27 protein-coding genes are annotated in these 26798 nt (G+C 59.5%); 13 read left to right on the plus strand and 14 right to left on the minus strand.

Annotated features, from left to right (window positions below):
• Positions 1-26 precede the first annotated feature (26 nt).
• The 6 genes from HY2_RS04075 to HY2_RS04100 form a co-directional block, all read right to left on the minus strand.
• Entirely contained in the window at positions 27-1730 is a 1704-nt protein-coding gene (locus HY2_RS04075) for an ABC transporter ATP-binding protein (protein ID WP_051594699.1), read from the minus strand.
• A 73-nt stretch (positions 1731-1803) separates the two neighbouring features.
• Entirely contained in the window at positions 1804-2895 is a 1092-nt protein-coding gene (locus HY2_RS04080) for an inositol monophosphatase family protein (RefSeq protein WP_034824978.1), read from the minus strand.
• A 19-nt stretch (positions 2896-2914) separates the two neighbouring features.
• Positions 2915-4261, minus strand: a complete 1347-nt coding sequence (locus HY2_RS04085) for a TldD/PmbA family protein (protein WP_034824980.1) — start codon at positions 4259-4261, stop codon at positions 2915-2917.
• A gap of 130 nt (positions 4262-4391) precedes the next feature.
• Positions 4392-4667 (minus strand): hypothetical protein, encoded by a 276-nt coding sequence (locus HY2_RS04090; RefSeq protein ID WP_034824982.1) that lies wholly within the window; start codon positions 4665-4667, stop codon positions 4392-4394.
• A 109-nt stretch (positions 4668-4776) separates the two neighbouring features.
• Positions 4777-5100 carry a hypothetical protein gene (locus HY2_RS04095; protein WP_034824984.1) on the minus strand — a complete coding sequence of 108 codons (324 nt, stop codon included), beginning with the start codon at positions 5098-5100 and terminating at the stop codon, positions 4777-4779.
• 61 nt (positions 5101-5161) lie between these two features.
• A complete protein-coding gene (locus HY2_RS04100) occupies positions 5162-5878 on the minus strand; it encodes a fused DSP-PTPase phosphatase/NAD kinase-like protein (RefSeq protein WP_051594700.1) in 717 nt (238 codons plus the stop codon).
• Positions 5879-6030: 152 nt separating this feature from the next.
• Here HY2_RS04100 and HY2_RS04105 point away from each other — a divergent pair, with 152 nt between their 5' ends.
• Genes HY2_RS04105 through HY2_RS04115 form a run of 3 tightly spaced genes read left to right on the plus strand, consistent with a single transcriptional unit; the run spans position 6031 to position 7319 of the window.
• Positions 6031-6399 carry a DUF6249 domain-containing protein gene (locus HY2_RS04105; RefSeq protein WP_034824986.1) on the plus strand — a complete coding sequence of 123 codons (369 nt, stop codon included), beginning with the start codon at positions 6031-6033 and terminating at the stop codon, positions 6397-6399.
• A 31-nt stretch (positions 6400-6430) separates the two neighbouring features.
• Positions 6431-6958: an RNA polymerase sigma factor gene (locus HY2_RS04110; RefSeq protein ID WP_034824988.1), complete on the plus strand. Its 528-nt coding sequence runs from the start codon at positions 6431-6433 to the stop codon at positions 6956-6958.
• Positions 6959-6968: 10 nt separating this feature from the next.
• Complete coding sequence (locus tag HY2_RS04115; protein WP_034824990.1) at positions 6969-7319, plus strand: hypothetical protein; 351 nt, start codon at positions 6969-6971, stop codon at positions 7317-7319.
• A gap of 92 nt (positions 7320-7411) precedes the next feature.
• Here HY2_RS04115 and HY2_RS04120 read toward each other — a convergent pair whose 3' ends face one another.
• The 6 genes from HY2_RS04120 to HY2_RS04145 form a co-directional block, all read right to left on the minus strand.
• Complete coding sequence (locus tag HY2_RS04120; RefSeq protein ID WP_034824992.1) at positions 7412-7996, minus strand: Maf family protein; 585 nt, start codon at positions 7994-7996, stop codon at positions 7412-7414.
• Positions 7997-7998: 2 nt separating this feature from the next.
• The gene (gene infA / locus HY2_RS04125; RefSeq protein ID WP_011646371.1) at positions 7999-8217 is read right to left on the minus strand and encodes a translation initiation factor IF-1; all 219 of its coding nucleotides are present in this window, start codon (positions 8215-8217) and stop codon (positions 7999-8001) included.
• 141 nt (positions 8218-8358) lie between these two features.
• Complete coding sequence (locus tag HY2_RS04130; protein ID WP_034824994.1) at positions 8359-9633, minus strand: TolC family protein; 1275 nt, start codon at positions 9631-9633, stop codon at positions 8359-8361.
• The gene (locus HY2_RS04135) at positions 9630-9833 is read right to left on the minus strand and encodes a YgaP family membrane protein (RefSeq protein WP_034824996.1); all 204 of its coding nucleotides are present in this window, start codon (positions 9831-9833) and stop codon (positions 9630-9632) included. Before HY2_RS04135 ends, HY2_RS04130 begins: the two co-directional genes overlap by 4 nt.
• A 20-nt stretch (positions 9834-9853) precedes the next feature.
• Complete coding sequence (locus HY2_RS04140) at positions 9854-10312, minus strand: thioredoxin domain-containing protein (RefSeq protein WP_034824998.1); 459 nt, start codon at positions 10310-10312, stop codon at positions 9854-9856.
• Between the two features lie 9 nt (positions 10313-10321).
• Positions 10322-11596, minus strand: coding sequence for an NAD(P)/FAD-dependent oxidoreductase (locus HY2_RS04145; RefSeq protein ID WP_034825000.1), 1275 nt, complete (start codon positions 11594-11596; stop codon positions 10322-10324).
• A 156-nt stretch (positions 11597-11752) separates the two neighbouring features.
• Between HY2_RS04145 and HY2_RS04150 the strand changes: the two genes are divergently transcribed.
• The 10 genes from HY2_RS04150 to HY2_RS04195 all read left to right on the plus strand — a co-directional run bounded on the left by HY2_RS04150 (position 11753) and on the right by HY2_RS04195 (position 23808).
• Positions 11753-12112, plus strand: coding sequence for a rhodanese-like domain-containing protein (locus tag HY2_RS04150; protein WP_034825002.1), 360 nt, complete (start codon positions 11753-11755; stop codon positions 12110-12112).
• Complete coding sequence (locus tag HY2_RS04155; RefSeq protein WP_034825004.1) at positions 12099-13082, plus strand: efflux RND transporter periplasmic adaptor subunit; 984 nt, start codon at positions 12099-12101, stop codon at positions 13080-13082. Before HY2_RS04150 ends, HY2_RS04155 begins: the two co-directional genes overlap by 14 nt.
• A gap of 4 nt (positions 13083-13086) precedes the next feature.
• Positions 13087-16371, plus strand: coding sequence for an efflux RND transporter permease subunit (locus HY2_RS04160; protein ID WP_051594701.1), 3285 nt, complete (start codon positions 13087-13089; stop codon positions 16369-16371).
• Positions 16371-16691, plus strand: a complete 321-nt coding sequence (locus HY2_RS04165; protein WP_241762388.1) for an ArsR/SmtB family transcription factor — start codon at positions 16371-16373, stop codon at positions 16689-16691. The genes HY2_RS04160 and HY2_RS04165 overlap by 1 nt, the downstream gene beginning before the upstream one ends.
• A gap of 86 nt (positions 16692-16777) precedes the next feature.
• Entirely contained in the window at positions 16778-17839 is a 1062-nt protein-coding gene (locus HY2_RS16620; RefSeq protein WP_051594702.1) for a helix-turn-helix domain-containing protein, read from the plus strand.
• A 193-nt stretch (positions 17840-18032) separates the two neighbouring features.
• Positions 18033-20255, plus strand: coding sequence for a TonB-dependent receptor (locus tag HY2_RS04175; protein WP_051594712.1), 2223 nt, complete (start codon positions 18033-18035; stop codon positions 20253-20255).
• Positions 20256-20375: 120 nt separating this feature from the next.
• Positions 20376-21680: a spinster family MFS transporter gene (locus HY2_RS04180; protein ID WP_034825006.1), complete on the plus strand. Its 1305-nt coding sequence runs from the start codon at positions 20376-20378 to the stop codon at positions 21678-21680.
• Positions 21680-22576 (plus strand): alpha/beta fold hydrolase, encoded by an 897-nt coding sequence (locus HY2_RS04185; RefSeq protein WP_051594703.1) that lies wholly within the window; start codon positions 21680-21682, stop codon positions 22574-22576. The genes HY2_RS04180 and HY2_RS04185 overlap by 1 nt, the downstream gene beginning before the upstream one ends.
• A 91-nt stretch (positions 22577-22667) precedes the next feature.
• Positions 22668-23090 (plus strand): hypothetical protein, encoded by a 423-nt coding sequence (locus HY2_RS04190; protein WP_051594713.1) that lies wholly within the window; start codon positions 22668-22670, stop codon positions 23088-23090.
• A complete protein-coding gene (locus HY2_RS04195; RefSeq protein ID WP_051594704.1) occupies positions 23065-23808 on the plus strand; it encodes a metallophosphoesterase family protein in 744 nt (247 codons plus the stop codon). Before HY2_RS04190 ends, HY2_RS04195 begins: the two co-directional genes overlap by 26 nt.
• Here HY2_RS04195 and HY2_RS04200 read toward each other — a convergent pair whose 3' ends face one another.
• The gene (locus tag HY2_RS04200; protein ID WP_034825008.1) at positions 23809-26181 is read right to left on the minus strand and encodes a serine/threonine-protein kinase; all 2373 of its coding nucleotides are present in this window, start codon (positions 26179-26181) and stop codon (positions 23809-23811) included.
• Complete coding sequence (locus HY2_RS04205; protein WP_034825010.1) at positions 26162-26746, minus strand: sigma-70 family RNA polymerase sigma factor; 585 nt, start codon at positions 26744-26746, stop codon at positions 26162-26164. Before HY2_RS04205 ends, HY2_RS04200 begins: the two co-directional genes overlap by 20 nt.
• Between the last annotated feature and the right edge of the window lie 52 nt (positions 26747-26798).

The raw sequence follows: 26798 nt of genomic DNA on the forward strand, positions 1-26798 counted from the left end.
CGGGCGTCGCATGTGCAGCTGGAACCCTAGCTCAGTTGCAGTTCCACCAGCCGCTTATAAGCGCCGCTGTTCGCCATCAGCGTCTCATGACTGCCCTCTTCCACGGCGCGCCCATCTTCCATCACGATGATCCGGTCAGCAGACCTCACGGTCGAAAGACGATGCGCAATGATCAGTGTCGTGCGCCCTGAGGAGAATTCCGCCAGCGCCGCCTGCACCTTGGCTTCGCTTTCGGCATCCAGCGCAGACGTCGCCTCATCCAGCAGCAGGATCGGCGCGCCGCGCAGGATGGCGCGTGCCAGGGCAATGCGCTGGCGCTGCCCGCCGGAGAGATTACGCCCCATCTCGCCCGCCGGGGCATCATAGCCGCCCGGCATTTGCGTGATGAATTCATGCGCATTGGCCGCGCGCGCCGCTGCTTCGATCTCGGCATTCGTCGCACCCAGCCGGCCCAGCGCGATATTGTTGCGGATCGTGTCGTCAAACAGCGCCGCGTCCTGCGCGACCAGGCCGATATTTGCGCGCAGCGTATCGCCCACGACATGACGAATATCATGGCCATCAACCCTGACCTCGCCGCTCATCGGGTCATACAGGCGCATCAACAGATTGAAGACAGTCGACTTGCCCGCGCCGGACGGGCCGACAATCGCCACCGTCTCGCCGGGCTTTGCGGAAAAGCTCAAGCCGTGCAGCGCGCGGGTGCCATCCGGATAGGCAAAGTGCACCTCGTCAAAGCGGATCTCGCCAGACACCCTGTTCAAACGCTCCGCATTCGGAAGGTCAGAGATATGGCAAGGTGCATCGACAATCTCGAACACACGATCGGCTGCTGCGCCGCCTTCCTGCGCCACGGAGTTCAGCGTGCCCAGCGCGCGAAGCTCCGGCGAGACAATACCCAGCGCCGCAATGAAGCCCAGCAGGTCGCCCAGCGTCATCGCACCTTCAGACATCCGCCAGGCCGCAAAGCCCAGAATACCCGCCAGCGCGGCGCCGCCCGCGACCTCAAGAATCGGGTCCACTGCCGCCCGGTTCGACAGCACTTTCAGGAACAGGCGGGACCGCTCGACAAAGCCTGTCTTGGCGCGCGACTTCTGATATGGCTCCAGCCCATAGGCCTTCACCACGCGCGCAGATTGAAACCCTTCCGACAACAGGGACGTCACTTCGCCGATCTGCTGCTGCGCCTGCTTGGAGCGTTTGCGGATACGGTTGCCGAGGCCAATGACCGGGCCGAATGCAATCGGATAGGCCACCAGCAAGAGCAGGGTCAGCTGCCAGTCAATGTACAGCATCACTCCCAGCACACCGATCACGGTGATCACGCTCTTGGTGAAATTGTTGGCAAAGCGCAGCGCCGCATCGCGGATCGCGTTCACGTCATTGATGAAGCGCGACACGAAATCGCCGGACGCATCGGCAGAGATGCGCGCATAGTCTCCATCCGTCAGGGAATCGAACTGGCTGGTCTGAACCAGAACCAGCCCGCGCTGAACGCCGGTATTGTTGAACAGCGTCATCAGATAGAGCGACAGCGCCCGCGCCGCCGACAGACCGATGATCGCCGCGGCGACCCAGCCGATCCAGTCGGCATCGGCCTCTGCCTGCGCGGTGGTTTCCCCAAAGGTCGCCTGCAGCTGGTCGCCCATCTTTTTCAGGATCAGAGAATAGCCCATGGCGCTGAGCGATGTCAGCAGGGCCATGAGCGTACCCGCAGCAAACCAGCCCATGTGCTGGCTGAAATAAGCCGAGAACAGTCGTCTCAGGCTCCCCTTTTGCCTGGGGGCCTTACGTGTCACCACCTCAGACGTGATGGTGATCTCCCGTTTCCGGGTCCAGCAGCTTGTGGGCGTGCAGGATGAAGTAACGGACTTCTGCATTGTCCACCGTGCGGTGGGCTGCATTTTTCCAGGCGTCGTACGCTTCCTTGTAGTTCGGGAAGGCGCCGACAAAGTCGACCTTGGAAAGATCTTCGAATTCCACTTCGGCCACATCCTTCAGCTCGCCGCCGAATACGATGTGGAGAAGCTGCTTGGTGTCGCGGGTCGCTTCGCCCATTTTTACTGGCTCCGTAATCTGTGCGGGGGCTATTTCAGCCGCCCTTTCCTGTGGGTCAGGTATATCCACAATTTCTGATCTGCGCACTAACAGAGGATGCAAGGCGTTTCCAGATGCGATGACGCTTCGTTGTGCAGGTACATCGCGATTAAAGACGAGTTTTTCGCCCTTGTGTGTCGTTACGACACCGCCTGCCTCCTCAACGAGCACGGTTCCAGCGGCAAGATCCCAGTCAGACTTGTTACCCATGGCGATTGTTGCGTCCCACGCGCCGGAGGCGACAAAGGCCAGCCGCAGCAATGTGGCGTTCGGTTTCGGCTGCGCCAGGGTCAGCTCCGGCCAAGGTTCGTTCCAGCCCTTGTGGCGGATCATTTCCTTGGCCGCGATCATCCGGCAACCCTCTTCCGAGCGGCATTCTGACACGCGGATGGACTGGCCGTTCAGGAACGCCCCGCCGCCGCGCCGGGCTTCATAGAGCTGGTTCAGCTGGGGGGCATAGATCACGCCGCCCACGGCCTCGCCCTCTTCGACGATGGAGAGGCCGACGCACCAATAGGGATCATTGCGCATGAAAGCGCGGGTGCCGTCGATCGGGTCTACCACCCAGCAGCGATCTTTCATGCGGGCGTCCGGATTGTCCAGCGTCTCTTCAGACAGCCAGCCATACTCCCGGCGAAAGCGGGTCAGCCGCTCGGAGCATAGCCGGTTCACGGCAATATCAGCCGCCGTCACCGGGCTACCCCCGGATTTACGCCAGGTTTTGACCGCCGAGTCATCCAACATGAAAGACAAGGCGAGCTTGCCAGCCTCCTGCGCCACCTCTCGCAGGATCTTCATGTCTTCAGACAGGGTGCGGTCAGCTGCCCGCAAGGCTCATATCCTCGATCAGAATGCTTGGCGCATCCCGCGTGCCCCGGAATTCCAGGTCCGATGCCGGGATCAACCGTGCAAACATGGCCGGCAGGTCGCCTGCGATGGTGACTTCAGAAACCGGATAGGCAATCTCGCCATCCTCGAACCAGAAGCCCGCCACGCCGACGGAATAGTCGCCGGTATTCGGGTTGATGGATGGGCCGAACATGTCGGTCACGAGCAGGCCCTTGCCGACCTGCTTCACAAGATCGGCAGGCGTCTTCTCGCCGGCCTTGAGATAGAGGTTTGATGTCGTGACCCCCGGCGGATCACCAAAGCCAAGCGCCGAAAAGCCGTTCGGCTTCAGGCCCAGCTGGCGTGCGGAGGGGGAGTTCAGCAGCCATTCTGTCAGGCGGCCATCCTCGATCAGATGCGTCTCACGCACCGGCAGGCCTTCGCCATCATGACTGCGAGAGCCCATGCCCATCGGGCGGAACGGATCGTCAATAATGTGAATGCCCTTGGCGAACACCTGCTCGCCCATTCTGTCCTTCAGGAAGCTGACGCCGCGTGCCACAGACGGGCCGGAAATCGCGCTGAGGAAAGCCCCAATCAGGCTGGCAGAGACGCGGCGGTCATACAGGACAGCCGCTTTCTGCGTCGCAAGCTTGCGAGAGCCGAGGCGCGAAATCGTGCGCTCGCCCGCTGTCTTGCCGATCTCTTCGGCGCTCGGGCGGTCCTTGGTGAAGCGGACAGACCAGCTGTCATAGTCCCGCTCCATATGGCCATCGCGTTCAGCCACGGCGGCCAGGCCCAGACTGGTCGAGGTGCCGGTCTTGTAGGCGGAAAAGCCATTACTGGCAGCCACCCAGCGGGAGGACCTGTTCCAGGCCGCGCCGCAGCCCGCCACAGTCTTCACGCCCGGCACAGACAGGGCGCTGGCTTCTGCTGTCAGGGCTTCTGTTTCCAGCACTTCCGCGGAGATTTCCGGCTCGCCGGTCAAATCCATGTCGAGGTCGCCGGTGGCCAACTCGTCCGGGCCTGGCAGACCGCAGAACTTGTCCTCCGGCACAGCCTTAGCCATCGCCACGCAGCGCTCTGCCAGGGCCTTCAGCCCCTCGGGCGACAGGTCCGCGCCAGAGACATGCGCCTGACGTTTTCCATAGAAACAGCGCAGCGCGACAGAACGCCCCTCTTCGCGTTCAATGCTTTCAAGATTGCCATCGCGCACAGAGACACTGACGCCATCGGCAATGCCGATTCTTGCGTCGGAGGCATCGGCGCCTTCCTTGCGGCAATGGTCCAGAAGTCCGGCAAGCAGATCGGCCGGCGGTGTTGTGAAATCAGCCATGTAGCGTAGATGGACTGCGCCGCCTGACTGCGCAACTGCGGGAGTCAGGCAACAGGCCCGTTCCAACCAGCAAAAAGGGCGCCAGCACTGGCTGACGGCCCTTCAGTTCCCCCCGAAACATGGCGTCTGCTCAGTCGTCGCGGCGCGCGTCCGGCAAGCGGTCATTGATGTCGTCGCGAATGTCCAGCAGCGTCACGATCAGGCCGCAGACCAGGCTCGCCGCGATCCAGCCACCAACGGTGAAGATGACAAAGTCAGCCACCTGGGCAAGTGTGCCGCTAAGGCCCAGCAGCTCCCCCGAAAACTCGCCGCGATTGTACAGGCCAAGTGCGATACCGGCGACGACAATGGCGATATAGGCCACGTAAACCATCGTCCGGAAGCTGTTGATGATGAAGAACTTCATGGTATCCCCTTCCTTAACTCCGCGACACTTCTAAGCGGATTGCTGTCTCACGTCACGTTAATACACGCGAGAAACGAAGTTGAGCCTCCCAAGCGGGGGCAATTCTGCATCAGTCTGCGACACTTGCCTCATCCGGCTGCGACAGCTCACACGACACCATCTCTGTCAGAACACTCGCAAATTCGAGCTGTTCTTCCATCTTCAAGGATCTGACGAACTTGCTGACATCGCGCTTCTCCCGGCCGACCGCCGCAGCGGTTCGGCGGAACAGGTCCGGCGGCAGATTCTTTTCCATGGCCACAGTAATGCACTGGCATGTCTCAGGATTTTCACCCCCTGCCACACAGGTTTCCGTCAGGATTTCCCGGTCAGATTTCTGATTGCAAGCAGTCAGGGCCGCCAATGCCGCAAAGGTCAGGATAAGCACGCGCATTCGGGCAGCTCCGATCTGTCTGGCCCAAACCAAGCATGAAATTAACCAGCAGGTAAAGCACCTATTCCCGGTTCAGGATCTTGTCGACCTGGATGCCTTTACCAAAGTCACGCATGAAATCTTCCTTCACTTTCAGGCGATCATAATCCTCTTCCACCCAGTCCAGGAAAGGCTTCCAGTCTTCCTTTGCGCGCCCGGCATTATAGTCGGCATAGGCTTGGAAGAAGGCGTCCAGCATGCCCGTCTTGCCGTGCTTCACATGCAGATATTTCAGCGACAATTGCTCCACCGCCTCTTCAAACGGCACGTTTTCGCGCAGCAATTTGTAGAGAACGGACATCAGCCCCGCCCGGTCCGCGCCGGATTTACAATGCATCAGGGCCGGGTAGTCGATGCTCTCGAACAGCTCTTTCGCAGCAAACAGGGCCTCTTTGGTCGGCGTATCGCGGGAAAAGACCTGGAAGTCGACCAGAGTGATTCCCGCTTTCTCGCAGGCCTCTTTCTCCAGCAGATAATAGCCCTTTGTGCTTTCGCCGCGCAAATTCAGGATCGTGCGGATGCCAAATTTCTCGGCATATTCCACCACTTTCTTCGGTGAGGGCTGGTTCGCCCGCCACATCTCGGGCGAGATCTGATGCAGATTGGAAAAGGCCGCGCGCAGGAAACCGTGATCCTGCCAGACCAGTTCCCGGCGGGCCCGGGCCCGGCCTTCGCGCGTCGTGAGGTCAGCCGCCACATGGGGCGTCTTCCGCTTTTTCTTGGACCTGATCTTTACCATTGCCCTGCGGATTAGCCGCCCCTCCTTCTGCCTGCAAGCAATAGCGTCAGAAAGAAAATGACGTCCCCCTGCATCCAAACGCACCCCTGCCTGCATCTCACAATCAAAGGCGCCGCAGTGAGCGCCAACAAAACCCTTGAAGGAGCTTCATTATGGAAGACATCATCGTACCGCTTGGCCTGTTTGCCATGACTGTCGGAATTGTCTGGCTGGTCAGCCATTTCAATTTCAAGAAACGCAAAACCATCCACGAAACCGTGCGCGAAGCCATAGACAAGGGCCAGATTCTGGACCGCGAGATGATCGAGCGCCTGGCGCTGGTGACGGACCCGGTGCGGGCTGATCTGCGCCGCGGCGTGCTGTTCCTTGCCGTCGGGATCGCCTTTGGCTTTCTTGGGGTTATGGTCGGAAGTGAACAGGGCGAAGCCATCAAGCCGATGATCGGCGTGGCCTCATTTCCGGTATTCCTGGGTCTGGCCTATCTTGGTCTCTGGGCATTCGGCCGCCGTGAGACGGCCTGAGCTGAGACTGGTCTCCGAAGGAGGGCGCGACATGCGCAGCGATCCAGACCTGGCCGCAGACGCCGCACGAGGCAGCGAGGCAGCCTATGCCGAGCTGGTGCGGCGCCACCAGGCCCGCGTGCGGGGCATGGCCCGGCGGCTGACCGGGTCTGCCAGTGACGGGGACGATATTGCCCAGCTGACCTTTCTGAAGGCCTGGCAGAAAATCGGCACCTATACCGGCGGCACCTTCTCGGCCTGGATCTGCACCATCTGCTGGCGGGAATATCTGCAACTCCGCCGCAAGCAGAAGATCGAGATCGAGTTTGACGAAACGGCAGAGATCATTCCGTTCGAGCGTACCCAGTCCGATGAGGTGGGTGACCAGATGGACCTGACCAATGCCTTGCAGAAACTGACAGAAGCCCAGCGCGTGTGCGTCACGCTCTGCGTCGCGGCGGGCCTGTCACATCGCGAAGCGGCCGACGCCACGGGCTGGCCGCTCGGCACCGTAAAATCCCATGTGATGCGCGGCGTGGACGCGCTCCGCAAACACCTTGCAAGCAGCCAAGTGGCGTGATGGAGTACAGATGATGCGTGAACAGGAACCCTATTCAGACCTCACCGATCTTTTTACGGCAGAGGATCGCAAGCTGGACCCGGCGCCGTTCGTTCAGGACGTGATGGGCAATATCCGCCGCAAGGCCCTGATGCGCCGCGTTTTGCTGGGCGCAGTCGGCCTGGCAGGGGCAAGCGTTGCCGCGATGCAATTGCCAAAACTGCTGTCCGGCTGGACCGGCCTGGATTTGGCCCTCACCAAATCCGTCGTCGACGCGAGCAAGGATGCGAGCCTTCTGTCCACGGTGGACCCGCTCTGGCTGGCCGTCGGCGGCGTCGTAGCCCTCAGCCTCCTCGCCGTCACAACCTGGGAACGGACCTAGGCTCCTTCCCGCCATCCTTCGACTCCGCTCAGGATGAGTGCCGTAATTGACGCGCGCTCATGCGGAGCGAAGTCGAAGCACGGGCGCGGGTGTCAAGGCTTGCGCCACCCCATCCCCTCAAGCAGGGCTTTGGTCTCATAGAGCGGCAGGCCGACAATGGTGGTGTAGCTGCCGCTGATATGGGTGATGAAGGCACCGGCCATGCCCTGGATGCCATAGCCGCCCGCCTTGCCCTTCCATTCGCCGCTGGCGATGTAGGCGGCGATATCCTGATCGGTCAGCCGCTTCATCTTGACCCGGGCGAGCACGGTGCGGCTGGCGATGCGGCCATCCGGGGCCTTCACGGCGACCCCTGTGATGCATTGATGTGCGCGGCCTGATAATTGGCGCAGGAAGTGTTCGGCCTCTGCCTCATCCGCCGCCTTCTCCAGATTTCGCTGGCCCATCGCGACAACCGTATCAGCCGCCAGCACATAGCCCGCTTCTGGGCAGGCCTCGGCCTTTTCCACCGCCAGACGCTCCGCCAGCGCACGTGGCGACTCGTCCTTGCGACGGGATTCGTCAATGTCGGTCGGGTGGATCGCGTCCGGCACAATCCCGATCTGGGCGAGCAAGTCTCGCCGCCGGGGACTCGCACTGGCGAGGATCAAAGGGGCGTGCCCGGAGGACGCCATCATGATTATTTGAAGCGGTAGGTGATGCGGCCCTTGGTCAGGTCATAGGGCGTCATTTCAACCATAACCTTGTCACCGGTCAGCACGCGGATGCGGTTCTTGCGCATCTTGCCAGCGGTGTGGGCAATGATTTCGTGGTCATTTTCGAGTTTCACGCGAAACGTCGCGTTCGGCAGCAGTTCGACAACTGTGCCTTCAAATTCGATCAGTTCTTCCTTCGACATGCAGTCTCCAAATCAGGGCGGTCCATTGCGCCGCCGAAACGCATATAAGGGGCGCATAACGGTTTGCACGGATTCCGGCAAGATTTGAAGCTCAGCAAGGCAATATAAGCCGTTTTCCGGAATTTCCGTACTTCTGACATGTCAGGGCATGAGGCTGAGTTCCAGATCAGACGACAAGGCGCGCAAACGCGCCGATGCCAGTTGCAGCTCCACCCCTGCCCGAAGGCGCGCAATCTGGGCATCGCGATAGGCATTTTCGGCGTCCAGCGCATCCACCAGAGTGCGCGCGCCGGCATCATATTCCTTGTAGGCGCCTTCCGCCGCCAGGCTCGCCGCAGCTTCTGCGCGGGTCGCAGCCTTCAGAGCCAGACGTCGCGCCTCGATATCGCCCCACAGGCTGCTGACGGCTTCCTTCAGCTGAACTTCGGCCACGCGAACGCCTGCGGTCGCTGCGCTGCGCCCTGCCCGCGCCTCACGCGCGCTCGCGGATTTGAGGCCGCTGGTATAGAGCGGCACCTCGACCGAAACGAACGCGCCGACATCACTGATCGGGTCTTCAAAGAAGAAATAGATGTCCTCGCCCGTCGTCGCCCGTGCCTTGAGGGAGACTTTCGGACCGAACCGGCTGCGTGCTTCCTGAACGCGCTTGTCGGCGGAGGCCTCACTGGCGCGCGCGGCGGCGAGGTCAGGATTGGTCTCCAGTACATGGGCCAGCGATTGCTGAAAGTCTGTCGGCATCTCCCCCGGCAGCGCGACCGGATGGGCCGGGCTTGGCTTGTCCAGGCCGGTCAGGCGAGCCAGCCGGGCCTCCGCTGCGGCCAAAGCGGCGCGGTAGCCTTCCTGCTGTGCCTCAGCCGAGGCGAGGCGCGACTGGGTAAGCGCGATATCTGTACGCGTGACGAGGCCCTGATTGAACTGCGCCTCTGTCTGTTGCAAGCGGAGACGGAAGGTCTCGACCTGTTGACGGGCAACGGCAAGTTCCTGGTCCGCCAGCCAGGCACGGGCATATGCGTCGAACGTGTTGAGCACCGTCTGCTCTCGCGCGCTGAGCAATTGCGCGGCGGCGGCTTCACGCTGCGCACGGGCCGCGTCGATCGCCGCAGCATTGGCGCCGGAGGTAAAGACCGGCCATTCCGCCTGCAGACCAATCTGGCGCGGCACCTGGGAGATGCGGTCAGTCGTGAAGTCTGTCTCAAGCGCGCCGACCTGGGCCTGAAGACCTGCCGTGGGACCGGTCTTGGCGCGTGCAACGTCTAGACCGGCTTCACTGCGCTCCATCCCGGCAGAGGCCTGATCGAGCGAGGGGTCATATTGCAGGGCAGCCTCAAGGGCCTGCTGCAGGGAGACAGACTCAGCCGCCGCCAGCGGCGCAAGCGCCATCAGGCAGGCCCCAGAGAGAAGCGCGCGGAGACTCATTTGAAAGCGTTACCGGACTTCAGGCCCAGCGCCTTGAAGATCATCGCCGCCGGGCAAAAGCTGGTAAAGGCAGCCTGGAACAGGTTTAGCCCGACAAAGGCCGTCAGCAGAAACCAGTAAGGCGAAACAAAATAGCCAAGTGCCAGGCTGGCAAGCACCATAAGGCCGGCAAAGGCAAAAACTGCGCGGTCGATATTCATGGAAATACTCCTTCCACAGATCAGGCAGACAGCCTGAAGGTTGATTTTATCCAATTGATCAGCCCATCCCCGGTTTGCGCGCCGGGCTGTTGAGCGATCTTCTTTGCATCCTTCCAGGCGATCAATGTCGGGATGCCCCGAATACCGAGGCCTGAGGACGCGGACTGGTTCTGGTCTGAATTCAGCTTGAAGAAGCGCACCTGCCCGGCAAAACGGGTGGCGGCCTCAGCATAGGCCGGGGCCATCATACGGCACGGGCCGCACCAGGGCGCCCAGACATCCAGCACATAGGCACCGGTATCGCGCGCTTGCAGGCGCGCCAGCATCTTTTCGTCAATATCAACCGGCTGGGGTGTGGCTAGGCTGGTCTTGCATTTGCCACAGCGCCCGCCGGTCAAAGGCTGGCCGACTGATACGCGGTTCGTTGCGCCGCAATGGACGCAGACCAGCATCCGGGTGTCGACGGACGTGTCTGTCATGAAATGCCTCTATGTTTTCAGCTTGTGCGTGTTGATCAGGTTCAGTGCGGCATTCTCGAACACATTGTCAGACTTGCCGGTGCGTACCTTGCGCAGGAAGTATTTCTCGAAGGCGACCTTTGCCATATGGACCCATCCGCCGGATACGGACCAGTTGACATTGCGCGGCGGAATTTGCGGCTGCGCTACAAAGGCCACACCGCCATCCCCAAAGTCAGCGATGCAGATGGCATTCCAGGTCGCCTCATGCGTCGGCTCCTTGCCGCGCAGGATCTCGCCGATGTTTTCTGCCGTGGCGGTGACCATGGATTCGATCATGAAGCCCGTCTTCGGCACACCGACCGGCACAGGCGTCTTTCCGGGCGGGGCGATGGCTATGCACACGCCGATGCCGAAGATTTCCGGGTATTTCGGATTGCGCTGATGCGTATCCGTAATGACGAAGCCCTTCGGGTTTACGAGGCCGTCAATATCGCGCACAGCCGGAACGCCGCGGAAGGCCGGCAGCATCATGGAAAATTTCATGGGCAGCTCATGCGTTTGTTTGACAGAGCCATCCTCGTTGACTTCCTCCACGATCATTTGTCCGGGTTCGATCTTTTTCACGCGGGCATTGGTGATCCATTTGATGTGACGCTCCCGCATCTCGCTTTCAAGCAGGCCCTTGGTGTCGCCTACTCCGTCGAGGCCAAGATGCCCGATATAGGGCTCTGAAGTGACGAAGGTCATCGGCACCTTGTCACGAAGTTTGCGCTTGCGCAGTTCGGTCTCGATAATCATGGCCGTTTCATAGGCCGGGCCGAAACAAGACGCGCCCTGCACAGCACCGACGATGACAGGGCCGGGATCTTTGCAAAACTCTTCAAACGCATCGTGGCCCGCTTGGGCGTGATCTATGTGGCAGACCGACTGGGTGTAGCCGCCATGGGGGCCTAGGCCTTCAATCTCGTCAAAGGCCAGTTCCGGTCCTGTCGCGATCACCAGATAGTCATAAGGCACGATCTGACCATCCGTCATCAGAATGTTTTTCTCTTCGGGCTGCAGCTTCTCGGCCTTGCCGATCAGCAACTCAACGCCGCGCTGCTTCATCGGCTTTTCGAGATCGACCAGAATGTCCTTTCGCTCTCGCCAACCGACCAGGACCCAAGGGTTCGAAGGCACGAATTGGTAATAGGAGGTCTCGTTGATACAGATGACCTCATCTTCCTTGCGCGCCGAATTTCGCACTTCATAGGCTGCGATGACGCCGCCCAACCCCGCCCCCAAAATGACAATCCTGGCCATGATGAACTCCCTGGTTCTTTTCTGATACGAATACTTTACTTTATATTCGTATTTTATAAAATGCGCAATATGTCGCATAGATGCAAGCGGGGAGTGCTTGTATCTACCCTTAAAGGCGCCTCGTGCGCATACGTATAGATACTGGAGGATTGCCCCATGGCCGACGAAAGAGACCTGTCCCCAAACACCGTGTTTGAAGACCTGAAAGCAGGCCGCATCATTCTGGTGGACGTTCGCGAGCCCGCAGAATTCGCCAATCAGCGCATTCATGGCGCGCTGCTGAACCCGCTATCGACCTTTGAGCCGAAGGCTGTCCCGACAGACACGGCAAGGCGCGTTGTGTTCCAGTGCGGGTCCGGCAAACGCTCCCGCCAGGCGCTGGAGGCATTCATGGCCGAGACAGGCGCAGACGCTGCGCATCTGGCTGGTGGAATCGGCGCGTGGAAGCAAGCCGGCCTGCCCTGCGTGCAGATCAATCCCGCGACAGGACAGGTGGAAGATCATGGCCGTTACTAAAGCATTCCTGACCGCCACAGCTTTGACGCTGCTGTCTGGTATGGCGGCAGGGCAGACGCTGGAAGTCGAGACATCGACCGTAATGGATTACCGCCCGGTCGTTGCCCGGATTGAAGCTGGCGACACCGCCACCGCGCGCTCCCGCCTGCAAGGCGTGGTCAGCCGCCTGACCATTGATGAGGGTGATGTCGTCTCCGCCAGCCAGGTGGTTGCCGTCGTGACCGATGGCACACTGGCCCCTCAACTGGCGGCCCTTTCCTCCCGCATCCAGGGACTTGAGGCCCAGATCCGTCAGGCCGAAGAAGACCTTGCCCGCAATGAAGCCCTGTTCAAGGAAGGCTTCTTCCCGAAGGCACGCCTGGATGAGCAGCGTACCGGGCTGGACGTGTTGAAGCGTACCCTGTCTTCGGCACAATCGGAACGCCGTGCCCTGTCGGCCCGTCAGGCCGAAGGCCAGATCCGCGCGCCGGCAGATTCCCGCGTCACGGAAGTGAATGTCGTGGAAGGCTCAATCGTATCGCCTGGCGAAGTGATCGCCAGCTTTTCGACGCTGGACGGCATTGTGCGCCTGTCCCTGCCTGAGCGCCACGCGGCGCAGATGGCAGAAGGCGAGACCGTCACGCTACGCCTGCCCGCACGCGGCGGCGACCTACAGACAGCCACCATCGTCAAGGTTTATCCTGAGCTGCGCAATGGCGAGGTAATCGCGGATGCGACTGTACCTGGCGGCCTGAAGGCGCTGGTGGGCGAACGCGTGGACGTGCTGGCACCTGTAGGCGAGCGCCGTGCGATCCGTGTGCCGAAAGAATATATCTCTACTCGCTATGGCGTGGACTTTGTCCGCGTTCTGGTCGGCGACCGCTTTGTGGAAGCGCCCGTCGCACTGGCTGCGCCGCTGGCCGACACAGACGGCCAATATGAAATCCTGAGCGGCCTTCGCCCCGGCGACCGTATCGAGAAACCGGAGTGATCCGATGAAAGCCGACATTTCAGGCTCCATCACGCGCGCGACGATCCGCTCGCCTCTGACGCCGCTCTTCCTGCTGACCGCGCTGGCGGTAGGGCTGATCGCCCTGCTGACCATTCCGCGTGAGGAGGAACCGCAAATCTCCGTTCCGATGGTGGACATCATGGTCTCCGCACCCGGCCTGCAGGCACCCGATGTAGTGGAGCAGGTGTCCAAGCCGCTGGAAGAGATCGTCATGGCGATCCCAGATGTAGAGCATGTCTACTCCCAAAGCCGGGATGATGGCGCGATGGTCACGGCCCGATTCGATGTCGGTACGGATGCGGATGACGCCATCCTGCGTATCCACGAGAAGATCCGCGCTAATATGGACCGCATTCCGTCCGGCGTACCAATGCCGCTGGTCGTCGGCCGGGGCATTAATGACGTCCCGATCGTGACGCTGACCCTGTCGCCTGAGGACTGGACCGGGGATCTCTGGAACGACACCAGCCTGCGCATGCTGGCGGATGAGTTGCAAAAGGAATTGATCAAGGTGCCGGATGTCGGGCTGACCTCACTGGTTGGCGGACGCGATCTGGTGATGCGTGTGGAGCCGGATATTCAGGCGCTGGCTTCCTATGGCGTGCCGCTTCAGACGCTGGTCGCCTCTGTCGGACAGGCTGCCTCGGCGCTGCCGGTTGGCACCGCGCGGCAGGATGGCAATTCGCTGCTTGTGCAGGCCGGGGACCGGATGGACTCGCTGGCAGAACTGGAGAAGCTGGAAATCAGCGGCGCGAACGGACGCACGGTCTATCTGTCCGATGTCGCGACGGTGACGGTAGATGGCGCGGAAACGGAATCGCGTGTCTGGACGCTGGAACATCATGCGGGCGACGATGCCTTTGTCGCGCGGCCCGCTGTGACGCTGGCGCTGGCCAAGCGGCCCGGCGCAAATGCGGTGAAAGTGGCCGAGGCCATTCTGGCGCGGGTCGACACGCTGAAGGGGCAACTGATCCCAGAGGGTGTGCGTGTGGACGTGACCCGCGACTATGGCGAGACGGCCAATCACAAGGCCAATGAACTCTTGTTCCATCTCGGGCTGGCGACGGTCTCCATCGTTGTGCTGATCGCCTTCGCCATTGGCTGGCGCGAGGCGCTGGTGACGCTGATCGTGATCCCGACGACGATCCTGCTGACGCTGTTTGCGTCGCTGATGATGGGCTATACGATCAACCGCGTATCTCTTTTCGCGCTGATCTTCTCCATCGGTATCCTGGTCGACGATGCCATTGTGATGATCGAGAACATTGCCCGGCACTGGGCGATGCGCGACGGACGCACACGCATTCAGGCCGCCATTGATGCGGTCTCCGAAGTGGGCAACCCGACCATCATTGCCACAATGACCGTGATCGCCGCCCTGTTGCCGATGATGTTCGTCTCCGGACTGATGGGGCCCTATATGGCGCCGATCCCAGCGAATGCGTCGGCGGCGATGGTTTTCTCTTTCTTTGTCGCCGTGGGCATAGCGCCCTGGCTGATCATGAAGATTGCCGGACGAGCCAAACTGGCCGGACATGGCGATGAGGGCGGAGACGGCGCTGCGCATGGCGAAAACCGCCTGGGTGGTTTCTATCGCCGCATTGCGACGCCGGTCGTATCCTCCAAGCGCAATGCGTGGACTTTTCTGATCATTGTGGGTGTGACGACGCTGTCATCGCTTAGCCTGTTCTATTTCAAACTGGTGCCGGTCAAGCTGCTGCCGTTCGACAACAAATCCGAAATCCAGGTGGTTGTGGACCTGCCGGAAGGCGCAACGGTTGAGGACACCGAACGGTCCCTGTTCGCACTGGCCGATGCGATGCGAGATGTCGAGGAAGTCGAGTCCGTGCAGGCCTATGCGGGCACGGCTGCGCCGTTCAATTTCAATGGCCTGGTGCGCCACTATTTCATGCGCAACAGCCCGGAGCTGGGCGACCTGCAGGTGAATTTGTCCGAGAAGTCTCACCGTAAGCGGGCGAGTCATGACATCGCTCTGGACCTGCGTCAGCGCCTACTGGCCGTACCGATGCCGGAGGGCTCAAGCGTGAAAGTGGTTGAAGTGCCACCAGGGCCACCGGTGATCGCGACGCTGATGGCCGAGATCTATGGCCCGACACCGGAAGCACGACGCGAGACGGCGGCCATTGTCCGCAGCTTCTTCGAGGAGACGGATTTCATCGTTGATGTGGACGATTCGATTGGCGACCCGGCCCCACGTATGACGGTTTCCGTGAATGAGCCGAGTGCGGCGGATTATGGTATCGCCCAGCAGGACATTCTGGACACGATCGGCCTGGCCTTTGGCGGGCAGATTGTGGGCGTCTCTCCGCGCGGTGAAGGCCGCGATCCGCTGGACATTCAAGTGAAGCTGCCCAAGGCCGAACGCAACTGGTCTCAGGAGTTTGCCGCCATCCCGGTGCCGCGACGTCCGCTGGGGACGGGCCAGACGCCTGTGGAACTGGGCGCGCTGGTAGACGTATCGGAAGAGATGGGATCCCCAGTCATCTTCCGCCGTGACGGCTATTTCGCAGACATGGTGATGGGCGAACTTGCCGGGCGCTATGAGGCTCCGATCTATGGCATGTTCGAAATCCAGGACAAGGTTAAGGCCTATGACTGGGCCGCGGCAGGCCTGAAACAGCCCGCCATCCGCATGTATGGCCAACCTGACAATGAAGCCGAAACCACACTGTTGTGGGATGGTGAATGGGAGATCACCTATGTCACCTTCCGCGACATGGGGCTCGCCTTCGGCGTTGCGCTGTTCGGCATCTATATTCTGGTAGTCGGCCAGTTCGGAACCTTCCGCGTGCCGTTGATCATTCTGACGCCTGTGCCCCTGACCCTGATCGGCATCATGATCGGTCACTGGCTGTTCGGGGCCCCCTTTACGGCAACCTCCATGATCGGCTTTATCGCCCTCGCCGGGATTATTGTGCGCAACTCCATCCTGCTGGTGGATTTCGTGCGCCACCGGACCGACGACCACACACCGCTGAAGGATGTGCTGCTGGATGCAGGCGCGATTCGCTTCAAGCCGATCCTTCTGACGGCGCTGGCCGCCATGATCGGCGCAGCGGTGATCCTGAGCGATCCGATCTTTCAGGGACTGGCGATTTCACTGCTGTTCGGGCTTGCGTCTTCAACAGCTCTGACTGTTTTGGTCATTCCTGCGATCTATATAGCCTTGAGGGGCCCGGACTGGATTCCGGCTGATAAAAACAAAACGCGGGCCATAGAGCCTGATACACAGGAGGTACCCAGCTGATGCCAGCAGGCCACCAAATGAAAAGTGTTGATGCGTTAGAGCTGATGTCCGAGCGCATCCATGAAGCCTCTGAAGTGCTGAAGGCGATGGCGAGCGACACGCGCCTGAAGATCATGTGTGCCCTTAGCGACGGGGAACTGGCCGTGAACCAGCTGGCCGAGATGACCGGGCAGTCGCAATCGGCCGTCTCGCAGCACCTGGCCAAGCTGCGCGCGGCAGGCTTGGTGGAGAGCCGCCGGGACGCCCAAACGATTTACTATCGTTGCAGTGGCGGCATTGGCGAAGCTCTGGTAAACACATTGTGTAACTTCTATCGCTGACGCAATCGGACTTACCCGGCTGCGCGGCGGATGATTTTGGTCGGACGTGATGAATAGTCAGAATCGCGTCCCGGCATGATTTGGACATGGCGCAGGAACTGAACCAGGCATATTTCGAGCTACACCAGATTGAGCCCATCCTTTCCTGGGCGGAAAAATCAGGTGTGGACATTGACGCCATTCTTGCCCGGCTGGGCATCAATGCGGCCGGGCGCACAAATCAGCCGCAAACCCGTGTCAGAATTGTCGACTATTACCGCATCCAGCGCGAGATCGCTCGCCTTATGGATGATTTGACCGCGCAGCTTTCAGAGCGCAAATTGCTCTACCAGACCGGCCCTTTCGTGGTGACGCAGATGCGCTCTGCCGTCACTCTTATGGATGCCATCCGCAGCTTAGCCTCTCACTTCAACATGATGCATGGTGGCAATTACAATAACATCCGCCAGAATGAGACAACGCTGACCCTGGTGGTGGATGATGCGAGCTTCCCCTACCGCTTCCGCGATGACAGCGCCCTTACCCATTTCATTGGCGATGCCCTGCTCATCAAGACGCAGTGCCTGCTAGAGAGCATTTCCAATGGCACGGCCGGGCGCGCGCTGAAACGAGTTGTTCTGAAGCGCGACCGGCAGGAATCCGGCAAGGAGCATCTGCGGTTCTGGCAAGTGCCGATCAGCTACGGCCACTCTGCCTACGAACTGGTTTATGACATCGATGTCGCGTGCAAGCCCATTACCCCTGCCAGTGACGTGGATCTGACGACGGATGGGCTGTTCGACCGGGTGATCCAGTATCTGGAACAACTGTCGCCCACGGTCGATACGCGCTCCTATACAGCCCGGACGGAAGACCTGATTGCCGACGGTTATGAAACCCAACAGGCCGCCGCGAGCCAGTTGGGCATCAGCGTGGCCACTTATCGCCGCCGTCTGAGTGAAGAGAATACGAGCTTTCGAGACATTCTTCAGGAATCCCGTGCGCGGCGAGCGGGCCGGATGCTGGCACAAGGGGAAAGCGTCGCCCAGGTATCGGAAAAGCTCGGCTATTCCGATGTACGCGCCTTCACCCGCGCTTTCAAGAAATCGCGGGGCCTTTCCCCGGCCGCCTTTATGAAAAAGAGCGACCAACCTGTTACTGCGAAATAACACGTGAGCGAAAATGTTCACTCCGCCTGAGCCGTCGGGTCATCGCCTGCCGGGGCGGTTTCCAGCAATACTCCCCCCATAATGCCACACATATGTGGCCATAAATCCGTGGGAGGATAAATTGAGACATCATCGCTTCAATACACTCAAGCTCGGCCTGGTTTCCGCCATTGCTCTAACCACGGGGCAATATATGGCCCATGCGCAGGACGATTCCGGCGAGCAGGAAGAAGCCCGTACGCTGGGGCGCGTGACGGTTACGGCGCAACGCCGGGAAGAAGACCTGATCGACGTACCACTGTCGGTTTCCGCTTTTGACTCCGCTCAGCTGGAAGCCACCGGCGCAGTCGACATCACATCCATCCAGCGCTCCACCCCGAACGCCACGATCGAAGTGGCACGCGGCTCGAACTCCACGCTGATCGCATTCATTCGCGGCGTCGGTCAGCAAGACCCACTCTGGGGTTTTGAGCCTGGCGTTGGCCTCTATGTGGACGACGTCTATATTGCCCGTCCGCAAGGCGCGATTCTAGACATCTTCGACATTGACCGCATCGAGGTTTTGCGCGGACCGCAAGGCACTCTCTATGGCCGCAACACGATTGGCGGCGCGATCAAATACGTCACTAAGAAAATGAGTGACGAGCCCGAACTGAAGGCGAAAGTGAATTTCGGCTCTTACAGCCAGCTCGACACGATCGTTTCCGGCTCAACCCCGATTGGCGATCAGTTTGCGATTGGCGGCGCCATCGCCAGCTATCAGCGCGACGGCTATGGCAAGAACCTCTTCACCGGCGCAGAACATTATGACAAGGATGTGCTGGCCTATCGCGTAAGCGCAGAATGGCAGCCGACCAGCGATTTTTTCGTGCGCCTTGCCTATGACAAGTCGCAGGATGACTCCAATGCAAAGCACGGCCACCGCCTGTTGCCGAGCGCTGACGGAACCCTGCCGGTTACGGACAATGTCTATGACACGCACGGCGGCGCAGGCGACGACAACTCGGTCGAGACCGAAGGCTACTCCCTGACCGCGGAATGGGACGTCAATGACGCGGTCACGCTGAAATCCATCACGGCCTATCGTGAGGGGCACACCGTAACGCCGATTGACTTTGATGCCCTGCCACAGCCGGACTTCGACGTTCCTGCCTATTATAATGATGACCAGTTCAGCCAGGAATTCCAGATGCTGTACAATGGCGCCCGCTTCTCCGGCGTCGCGGGCATCTACTATCTCGACGGCAGCGCAGATGGCGCATTCGACCTGCTGCTTTCCAGCCTGGGCGTCACAGTGTTCCAGGGCGGCAAGCAGGACAAGGAGAATTTCTCCCTCTACGGAGACTTTACCTATGATCTGACAGACCGCTTTAGCGTGTCTCTTGGTGGGCGCTATACCAAGGATGAGACAACGGCAGATGTAACTCGTGAACTCTGGCTGGGGCTCGGCTCCGGCTCCTTCGATACGGATAACCAGACCTCCCTGTTCCTGGCGACCCAGACTGGATATACCGGCCTGAACAGAGAAGATGAAGAATTCACGCCGCGCATCTCCATCTCCTACAAGGCGACTGACGACATCAATCTGTATGCGACCTATGCACAGGGATTCAAGGCTGGCGGCTTTGACCCGCGTGCCCGGGCAGACCTTGACCCTCTCGGCCTTTCACAGGAAGGCTTCGGCCCGGAAAAGGTCGACAGTTATGAGATCGGGCTGAAGGGTAATTTCTTCGACAACCGTCTGCAGCTGAACACAGCCGCCTTCTATGCCGAATATACCGATCAGCAAATCACGGTACAAAGCGGCGCGGACTCCGATAATGACGGCATCAATGATACCTTCGTGTCGTCTGTCTTCAACGCTGGCTCCTCCGAGTACAAGGGCCTGGAAATCGAGGGCAGCTGGTTCATCAGCGACGAGTTTACCCTGATGGGCAACCTTGGCTACATCGATGCCGAAATCAAGGAGATCATCTCGGCGGGCGTGAACATTGCAGACCAGTTCGTGACGCAAAACACGCCGGAACTACAGGGCCAGCTATCGCTGAATTATATGAAGGATTTCGGACCGGATTTCGGCGCCCTGTCCATCACGGGATCAGCCTCCTATCGTGACGAGTACTATCTCTTCAACGTGCCGAATGAAGGATTTGATCCGGGCACAAATGTTATCTTCCCGCTCGGCGGACCTGCCCTGGACCCGGATTCCTATACACTGCTGGATCTGAGCCTTGTCTGGACTTCACCTTCCGAGAAACTGAAATTCGGCATCCATGGCCGAAATTTGACGGACGAGGAATACCGTGTCGCCGCGTATAACTTCGTCACGCCAAGCCAATTAGGGGCAGACAGCGCCTATTCCGCTTTCTACGGGCCGCCGCGCACTGTGACGGCCTCGATCTCATACGAGTTCTGATCTTAGCCGTCGAACTCAGGACTGGCGGGTGTGTCCTCCCGCGCCTGCCAGTCATCCCTTTCTGCTGGCGCTGCCCAAGGGCATCGCTGCCTTCCGGACTGCTCCAAAGGATCTGAACTGATGAGCGCGGACATTACCCCCCCGACACATGCCCTCCAGTCACCCCGCAATGCCTCGCGCGCCTATGTGCTGGGCTTGCTGACGCTGGTGTACACATTCAACCATATTGATCGGCAAATCCTTCTGATCCTGATCGAACCGATCAAGGAAGATCTCGACATATCTGACGGACGGATCGGGCTGTTGACTGGTTTTGTGTTTGCGGCTTTCTACGCGACATTCGGCATTCCGATTGCGATGTGGGCCGACCGGGGAAACCGGAAGAACATTCTGGCCATTGCACTGGCGCTATGGTCCGGCATGACGGCGCTCTCCGGCATCGCGCAAAATTACTGGCAATTGCTGATCGCGCGCATGGGCGTCGGCGTGGGTGAAGCTGGCGGCACACCGCCCGCGACCTCCATCATCTCTGATCTCTACGCTCCGAAAGAGCGCGCCTTTGCACTGGGCATCTACACGGCAGGGATCGGCCTTGGCGTACTCGCAGGCTTTGCCATTGGCGGCTATGTCTACAAATATTTTGGATGGCGCACGGCCTTTTTCGTCGCGGGCATTCCGGGCCTCATCCTGTCCGTAATTGTGTGGCTGACCATTCGCGAACCAAAACGCGGTGCCATCGAACAGCGCAGCGATGAAGGCGAAGCCTCCACCCTTGGCGAGACGATCCGCTTCATCGGAGGGCAGACATCTTTTCTCTGGATGCTGGCGGGTTGTTGCCTGATCTGTATCTCCGCAAACGCTTTCCTCGCCTGGACACCCAGCCATCTACAGCGCACCTACCAGGTGGGCCCGAGTGACATTGCCATTCCGCTCGGCCTGCTGATTGGCGGTGTGGGCAGTGTGGGCGCGATTATGCTGGGCCGTGTCTGTGACCGGCTCTCAGCAAATAATCTGGCCTGGCGCCCCTGGATGATTGCCGTCTGTGCAGCGCTGGCCCTGCCCTTTGCCTGGATGTTCCTTCAGGCCGATACGCTGAACATGGCCTATGCGTGGAATGTCGTGCCGGCCTTCATCGGCTTGATCTATGCCAGCATCGCCTACACTGCATCGCAGGAACTGGTCGGTCTTCGTATGCGAGCTTTTGCCTCTGCCTTCATGTTGTTCTGCCTGACCTTTATCGGGATTGGCGGCGGCCCGAGCATTGTTGGCTATCTGAGCGAGTATTTTGCAGCGCAAGGCAATGAGACGCCCCTTAAGTCTGCGCTGGAGCTGATGCTGGGCTTCAATGCGCTGAGCGTCGTCTTCCTGTTCATGGCAGGCTTCACCTATGCGCGTGATGCCAAGCGCGCGGCGGAGGCAGTCTGATGCAAACGACGCCGCCCCCGCAACAGGCCTTGCCGTCAAAGCGGGATGTCTATTGGACATCCGCTGACGGATTGAACCTCTATGCGGCGGACTATGGGCCGAAAGATGCTGCGCTGACGGTGCTGTGCATGCATGGCCTGACCCGCAACCACAAGGATTTCGAGCCGATGATTGCCGGCCTGAACCTGCCAGTGCGGTTCATCGCGGTGGATGTGCGCGGACGCGGGAAATCAGACCGCGCCGCCTCAACCGAAGGCTATCTGCCGCCTGTCTACGTGCAGGACATGGCCGCGCTGACCAAAAAGCTGAACCTGGAGAATTTGGTGCTGGCCGGCACCAGCATGGGCGGCCTGATGTCCATGATCATGGCGAAGGTGATGCCGGAAAAGATCCGAGGGATTATCCTGAATGATGTGGGTCCAGTCGTCGAGCCCGCAGGTCTGCAACGCATCGCCAGCTATGCTGGCGGCAATGAAACTTTCCGCAGCTGGGTGGAGGCTGCCGCTGCCATAGGACGGACACAGGCTTCGGTCTATCCGGACTATGGCGCAGACGACTGGATGGCGTTTGCCAAACGCACCTGTAGAGAAGCCGATGATGGCAGCATCGTCTTTGACTATGATCCGGCTATTGTGCAGGGAATGGGCGCGACCAAACCGGACTGGAAAACCAATTTCGCCATGTGGCGCCTATTTGGCGTGATGAAGGGCATTCCTCTGCTGATTATTCGCGGTGAGACGTCCGATATCCTGTCCGACAAGACCGCCCAGCGCATGCATCGTCGGCACAAGGGCAGCAGCTTGCTGACCATTTCAGGCCGGGGCCACACTCCTGCGCTGGATGAGCCAACCAGCCTGGCCGGAATACGGGCATTCATAACCGGCCTGATGGACTGACCTGTTTTGGCGCATTTCCACGCTTCTAGAGGTAACAGAGTCTGTGGGCCGAAATGCCATGGACGCAATCCTGCCCGGCTGGAGACCAACCATGCGCAAAGCCATCATCTACGCCCCTTCACTGTTCCTGCCCCTTATGCTGTATCTGGGCGTGATCATTTTCTCTGGTGGTGCCGACGAACGCTTGACGAAGGTGATGTTTCGCATACCGATGATTATGTCTACACCCTGGGTGCTCACCTTGGGGGATTTTGTCCTATTCATCGGGCTGATCTGCCTGTTCGTGGAAATCATTAAATCTGCCAGCACACGGTCCGACGCAATCGTGAACCATGCCTTGTCCATGCTATTACTGGTTTTCTGTGTTGTGGCTTTCCTGCTGTTTCCAGGGTTTTCAACATCCGTGTTCTTTCTGTTACTGATAATGTGCCTGCTGGATGTTCTGGCGGGACCAATCATCAGTATTGTTGCAGCACGGAGAGATTTTGGTGTCGGCGAGAGACTCATCAGTTGACAAGGCAGATACGTCTCGCCCGCCCGTCTATTACGCGATCGGGGATGTGCATGGCGAAAGCGACCGGCTGAAACGCCTGCATGACGCGATCCATGTCCGCCACGAAAGGCTATACGCGCAGTATGACTATAGGATCGTGCATCTTGGCGACTATGTCGACAGAGGTCCGGACAGTGCGGGTACGCTGGCCTTCCTGATGGAATGCCAGGCAGCGGATCCAAGCCGTATCATATGCCTGCGTGGAAACCATGAGCAGATCATGATCGAGGGGCATGATTCGGATGACATCAGCGCGCGCGACATGTGGCTGCGCAATGGCGGCAAGCAAACGTTGGAGAGTTATCAGAAGATGGGGCTGGAAGGCGTGCCACACTCTCACCTAGCCTGGCTGGAAAGCCTGCCGGATATTTATGTCAAGGACGAGCAGAAGCTGATCTTTGTTCATGCGGGTGTCGACACAAGAGAGTATCCGAATTGCCGCCCTGGCAGACGGTTGTGGACACGGGCCTCAACCTTTTTTCGGACAGAGAACTGGGACAATCCGGAACTCTATGCGCACACTGTCGTGCACGGACATACTCCGACGGATGACTTCTTTCCGGATGTAGAGGGCGACATCTCGCGCCGCATCAATGTCGATACCGGCGCAGTCTATGGGGGACGCCTGACCGCCGTCTGCCTGACATGCCATGGAGAGCCCAGCTTCATTTACGCCTGATTAGGGCAGACACGCCTGATCCGTCAGGGTCGAAAGCTCGTCCAGATCATGTGCGGAGTCGGGATCAGACAGCTTCTCCCGGATCGGCACGGTTTGCGCAGCCTTCTTCAGAAGCTCACAAGACCAAAGCGTTTCCCAGCCATTCATGGCTAGATCCGTCTCGACAGAATGGTCAAGCGCCATGAAGAGAAGCGATTCATAAAACAGATCATCCGGGAACTGTTGAACAAGACTGATCGAGAGCGCGGTCGCTTCTTCCAGGGCGGCCTTTGCCGCCTGATAATCCTGCAGGGTGACAAGGGTGTCGGCTTTCTTCATCAACATGGAGGAGAGGCCTTCCGGCCCGCCTGCATCCTGCGGGTCTGCCTCCTGTATCTGACGTGCGAGCGCGACAGCTTTATCTGCATATTCAAGGCTCTCTGCCTTACCAGGCGTCTGCCGCAGGGCAGTCGACATTTCCCCGAGAGCCACCATTAACTGCGTCATCTGATAGTAGTTTTTAGGGCTATCTTTCAGCGCCTGCTCCCGGAATGAGATGGCATATTGCAACGGCTCAACAGCTTCCTCGCCGCGTTGCAGTTGCGTCAAGAATTCCGCCTCCTGGATGGCCAGATAGGCTGCCATTTCCTCCCCACCGCCCAACTGGGCAAACATCTCCGGCGTCAATTCCTTGCGCCATTGCCGCACGCTTTCCAGTGCTGCTTCACTCTCTCCTTTGCTCAGCATGATCTGGAGCGCGTCCGTTCGGCAGCTCCAGACATGGCGCAGCAAAGTGCGCTCATTCGCATCGCCAATCGCTACCCCGCGCTGCGCGAGGGCAAGAGCTTTTCGGTTGGCCACCTCAGCCGCTTCAATATCATGCCGGTAATTCAGATTCTGCATGGTGACACTCCTCAGCACCATGACGAGTTCTGCCATGGTGGCAGTATCCTGAGGGTCACGCTGCAGCAACGCCTCCAGCGTGGACTCCGCGTCTTTCAGCAGGGCGTAGGAAGTATCCGTGTCGCCCAGATTGGCCATGCCGACGCCGCCATAAAGATCCGAAAGCCGCGATTTGATGATGCCGACTTCGAACATCACATCATCCGGGGCGTCTTCATCCACAGAAAGGTCGTTCACATAATCACGCACAACGTTCGCCAGCGCCTGACGCGGCTCCATGGTGCCGGAAACGCGGGAAATAGAGTCATAGACATCATAGACGAGCGACTGGCTCAGCTCGCGGGCTTCGGCAAAACGCGTATTGGCGACACCAAGCGCCTTTTCTGCACGGGTATACTGAACATAGGTCGCCGCGAGAGCCGCACTCAGGCCAAGAAAGACAACCACCCCCGCCGCCACACTGATACTGTGCCGGCCGACGAATTTGCCGAAACGATAAAGCCCGCCTGCCCCGTGCGCATTCACGGCCCGCCCGGACAGATAGTTCTGGATATCCTCAATCAAGGCATCCACGGAAGCATACCTGTCTTCCGGTGCCGTTGCCGTCGCCATGGCAATGATCGCCTGAAGGTCTGCGGTCTGACTCTCAGGACCGATCAGATCCTGAAGCAACTTCCCAAGAGAATAAATATCAGACAGGGTGTTGGCGCTGGCTCCCTGGCTGCGCTCAGGTGCGGCGTAACCTGGCGTGTAGCTAAGGCTGGGTTTCGCTGAGCCCCCTGCCGCCAATACGTGCTCCGCCCTGTCTTCCTGGGGGCGGGAAATGCCGAAATCAATCAGCTTGACCTGGCCATCCTGCGTCACCAGAACGTTTGAAGGCGTGATGTCCCGATGGATGACCAAATTCTGGTGCGCATAATGAACGGCATGGCAGAGGTCTAGAAACATGCGCAGGCGTTCCGATAGCGGGGTACTTTCCTCAGCCACCCAATCCAGTATCGGCTGCCCGTCCACATATTCCATCACGATATAAGGCGCACCATCCTCCATCTCCCCGCCATCATAGAGACGGGCAATGTTGGGATGGTTGAGGGCGGCCAGCGTCTGCCGTTCCCGCAGGAACCGGTCAATCAAGGCATCTGACAAGACACCGGGCCGGATGATCTTTATCGCGACTGTGTGATCGAAGTTCCCGGAAATGCGCACGCCCTTATAGACCGCGCCCATACCACCCTGGCCGATGACACTGGTGATTTGGTAAGCGCCAACGCGTTTAGGCGCTGCGGGCTCTACAATGTCCCCGCCGGCCCCCCCCGTTCTGAACCGTCCGGAGCCTGCCCCTTCTGCCGCAAGCATGGCCAGAACACGGTCTGCAAGGGCATGATTGTCTCCCGCCTGCTGGCGCACCCATTCGGCACGCTCAGCCGATACGACATCCAGAGCACGCGAGAGCAGTTCCAGCGCCGCGCGCTCAAGAGATTCTGTGCTCATCCTGCCAATCCTCTTTCAGGGAATCCAGCAACCAGGCCCGGGCGACCCTCCAATTGCGCTTCACAGTGGATTCGGAGATGGCCTTCACTTCTGCGATCTCTTCCAGGGTCATGCCTCCGAAATAGCGAAGCTCAACGATTTCTGCTTTGTCCGGATCAATCACACTCAGGCGGATCAAGGCCTTTTCCAACTGATCGACCTCCAGACGCTCCGCGCCCTTGCCCGCCACTTTGGAGACAAGGGTTACTTTCCTGTGCTGACGCTTGTCTGAATTCTTCTTTCGAGCATGATCAATCAGTACACGTCTCATGGCGCGAGCTGCGAGCGCGAGGAAATGCGCCTTGTCGGCCCATTCAATCTGGTCAAGTCGCATCAGACGAATGACAGCTTCATTCACTAAATCTCCGCTGGATAGGGAGAGATTGCTTTCCGAACGGATCAAGGCAGCAGAGATGAGGCGCAATTCAGAGTATAATTGCGTGAAGAGCCGGTCACGGGCACCTATGTCCCCGTCCCTCCAGGCATCCAGCAGCTGTTTGGCTGACAGGTTTTCTTCAGTGCTCATTACGCACCTCCCCGGGCAAACTTGTCTCAAAAACCCCGATCTCACAAGGCAT

Origin of the sequence: Hyphomonas pacifica (genome assembly GCF_000682675.1) — a bacterium.
Classification (GTDB): domain Bacteria; phylum Pseudomonadota; class Alphaproteobacteria; order Caulobacterales; family Hyphomonadaceae; genus Hyphomonas; species Hyphomonas pacifica.

Coding starts and splice junctions, on each gene's coding strand:
- HY2_RS04180 (WP_034825006.1), top strand. CDS start 20,376: ATGAGCGCGGACATTACCCCCCCGACACATGCCCTCCAGTCACCCCGC.
- HY2_RS04095 (WP_034824984.1), bottom strand. CDS start 5,100: ATGCGCGTGCTTATCCTGACCTTTGCGGCATTGGCGGCCCTGACTGCT.
- HY2_RS04090 (WP_034824982.1), bottom strand. CDS start 4,667: ATGAAGTTCTTCATCATCAACAGCTTCCGGACGATGGTTTACGTGGCC.
- HY2_RS04120 (WP_034824992.1), bottom strand. CDS start 7,996: ATGATGGCGTCCTCCGGGCACGCCCCTTTGATCCTCGCCAGTGCGAGT.
- HY2_RS04185 (WP_051594703.1), top strand. CDS start 21,680: ATGCAAACGACGCCGCCCCCGCAACAGGCCTTGCCGTCAAAGCGGGAT.
- HY2_RS04160 (WP_051594701.1), top strand. CDS start 13,087: ATGAAAGCCGACATTTCAGGCTCCATCACGCGCGCGACGATCCGCTCG.
- HY2_RS04145 (WP_034825000.1), bottom strand. CDS start 11,596: ATGGCCAGGATTGTCATTTTGGGGGCGGGGTTGGGCGGCGTCATCGCA.
- HY2_RS04100 (WP_051594700.1), bottom strand. CDS start 5,878: ATGGTAAAGATCAGGTCCAAGAAAAAGCGGAAGACGCCCCATGTGGCG.
- HY2_RS16620 (WP_051594702.1), top strand. CDS start 16,778: ATGGCGCAGGAACTGAACCAGGCATATTTCGAGCTACACCAGATTGAG.
- HY2_RS04075 (WP_051594699.1), bottom strand. CDS start 1,730: ATGGGCTGGTTTGCTGCGGGTACGCTCATGGCCCTGCTGACATCGCTC.
- HY2_RS04115 (WP_034824990.1), top strand. CDS start 6,969: ATGATGCGTGAACAGGAACCCTATTCAGACCTCACCGATCTTTTTACG.
- HY2_RS04150 (WP_034825002.1), top strand. CDS start 11,753: ATGGCCGACGAAAGAGACCTGTCCCCAAACACCGTGTTTGAAGACCTG.
- HY2_RS04130 (WP_034824994.1), bottom strand. CDS start 9,633: ATGAGTCTCCGCGCGCTTCTCTCTGGGGCCTGCCTGATGGCGCTTGCG.
- HY2_RS04165 (WP_241762388.1), top strand. CDS start 16,371: ATGCCAGCAGGCCACCAAATGAAAAGTGTTGATGCGTTAGAGCTGATG.
- HY2_RS04140 (WP_034824998.1), bottom strand. CDS start 10,312: ATGACAGACACGTCCGTCGACACCCGGATGCTGGTCTGCGTCCATTGC.
- HY2_RS04190 (WP_051594713.1), top strand. CDS start 22,668: ATGCGCAAAGCCATCATCTACGCCCCTTCACTGTTCCTGCCCCTTATG.
- HY2_RS04175 (WP_051594712.1), top strand. CDS start 18,033: ATGGCCCATGCGCAGGACGATTCCGGCGAGCAGGAAGAAGCCCGTACG.
- HY2_RS04085 (WP_034824980.1), bottom strand. CDS start 4,261: ATGGCTGATTTCACAACACCGCCGGCCGATCTGCTTGCCGGACTTCTG.
- HY2_RS04155 (WP_034825004.1), top strand. CDS start 12,099: ATGGCCGTTACTAAAGCATTCCTGACCGCCACAGCTTTGACGCTGCTG.
- HY2_RS04110 (WP_034824988.1), top strand. CDS start 6,431: ATGCGCAGCGATCCAGACCTGGCCGCAGACGCCGCACGAGGCAGCGAG.
- HY2_RS04135 (WP_034824996.1), bottom strand. CDS start 9,833: ATGAATATCGACCGCGCAGTTTTTGCCTTTGCCGGCCTTATGGTGCTT.
- infA (WP_011646371.1), bottom strand. CDS start 8,217: ATGTCGAAGGAAGAACTGATCGAATTTGAAGGCACAGTTGTCGAACTG.
- HY2_RS04200 (WP_034825008.1), bottom strand. CDS start 26,181: ATGAGCACAGAATCTCTTGAGCGCGCGGCGCTGGAACTGCTCTCGCGT.
- HY2_RS04080 (WP_034824978.1), bottom strand. CDS start 2,895: ATGAAGATCCTGCGAGAGGTGGCGCAGGAGGCTGGCAAGCTCGCCTTG.
- HY2_RS04205 (WP_034825010.1), bottom strand. CDS start 26,746: ATGAGCACTGAAGAAAACCTGTCAGCCAAACAGCTGCTGGATGCCTGG.
- HY2_RS04105 (WP_034824986.1), top strand. CDS start 6,031: ATGGAAGACATCATCGTACCGCTTGGCCTGTTTGCCATGACTGTCGGA.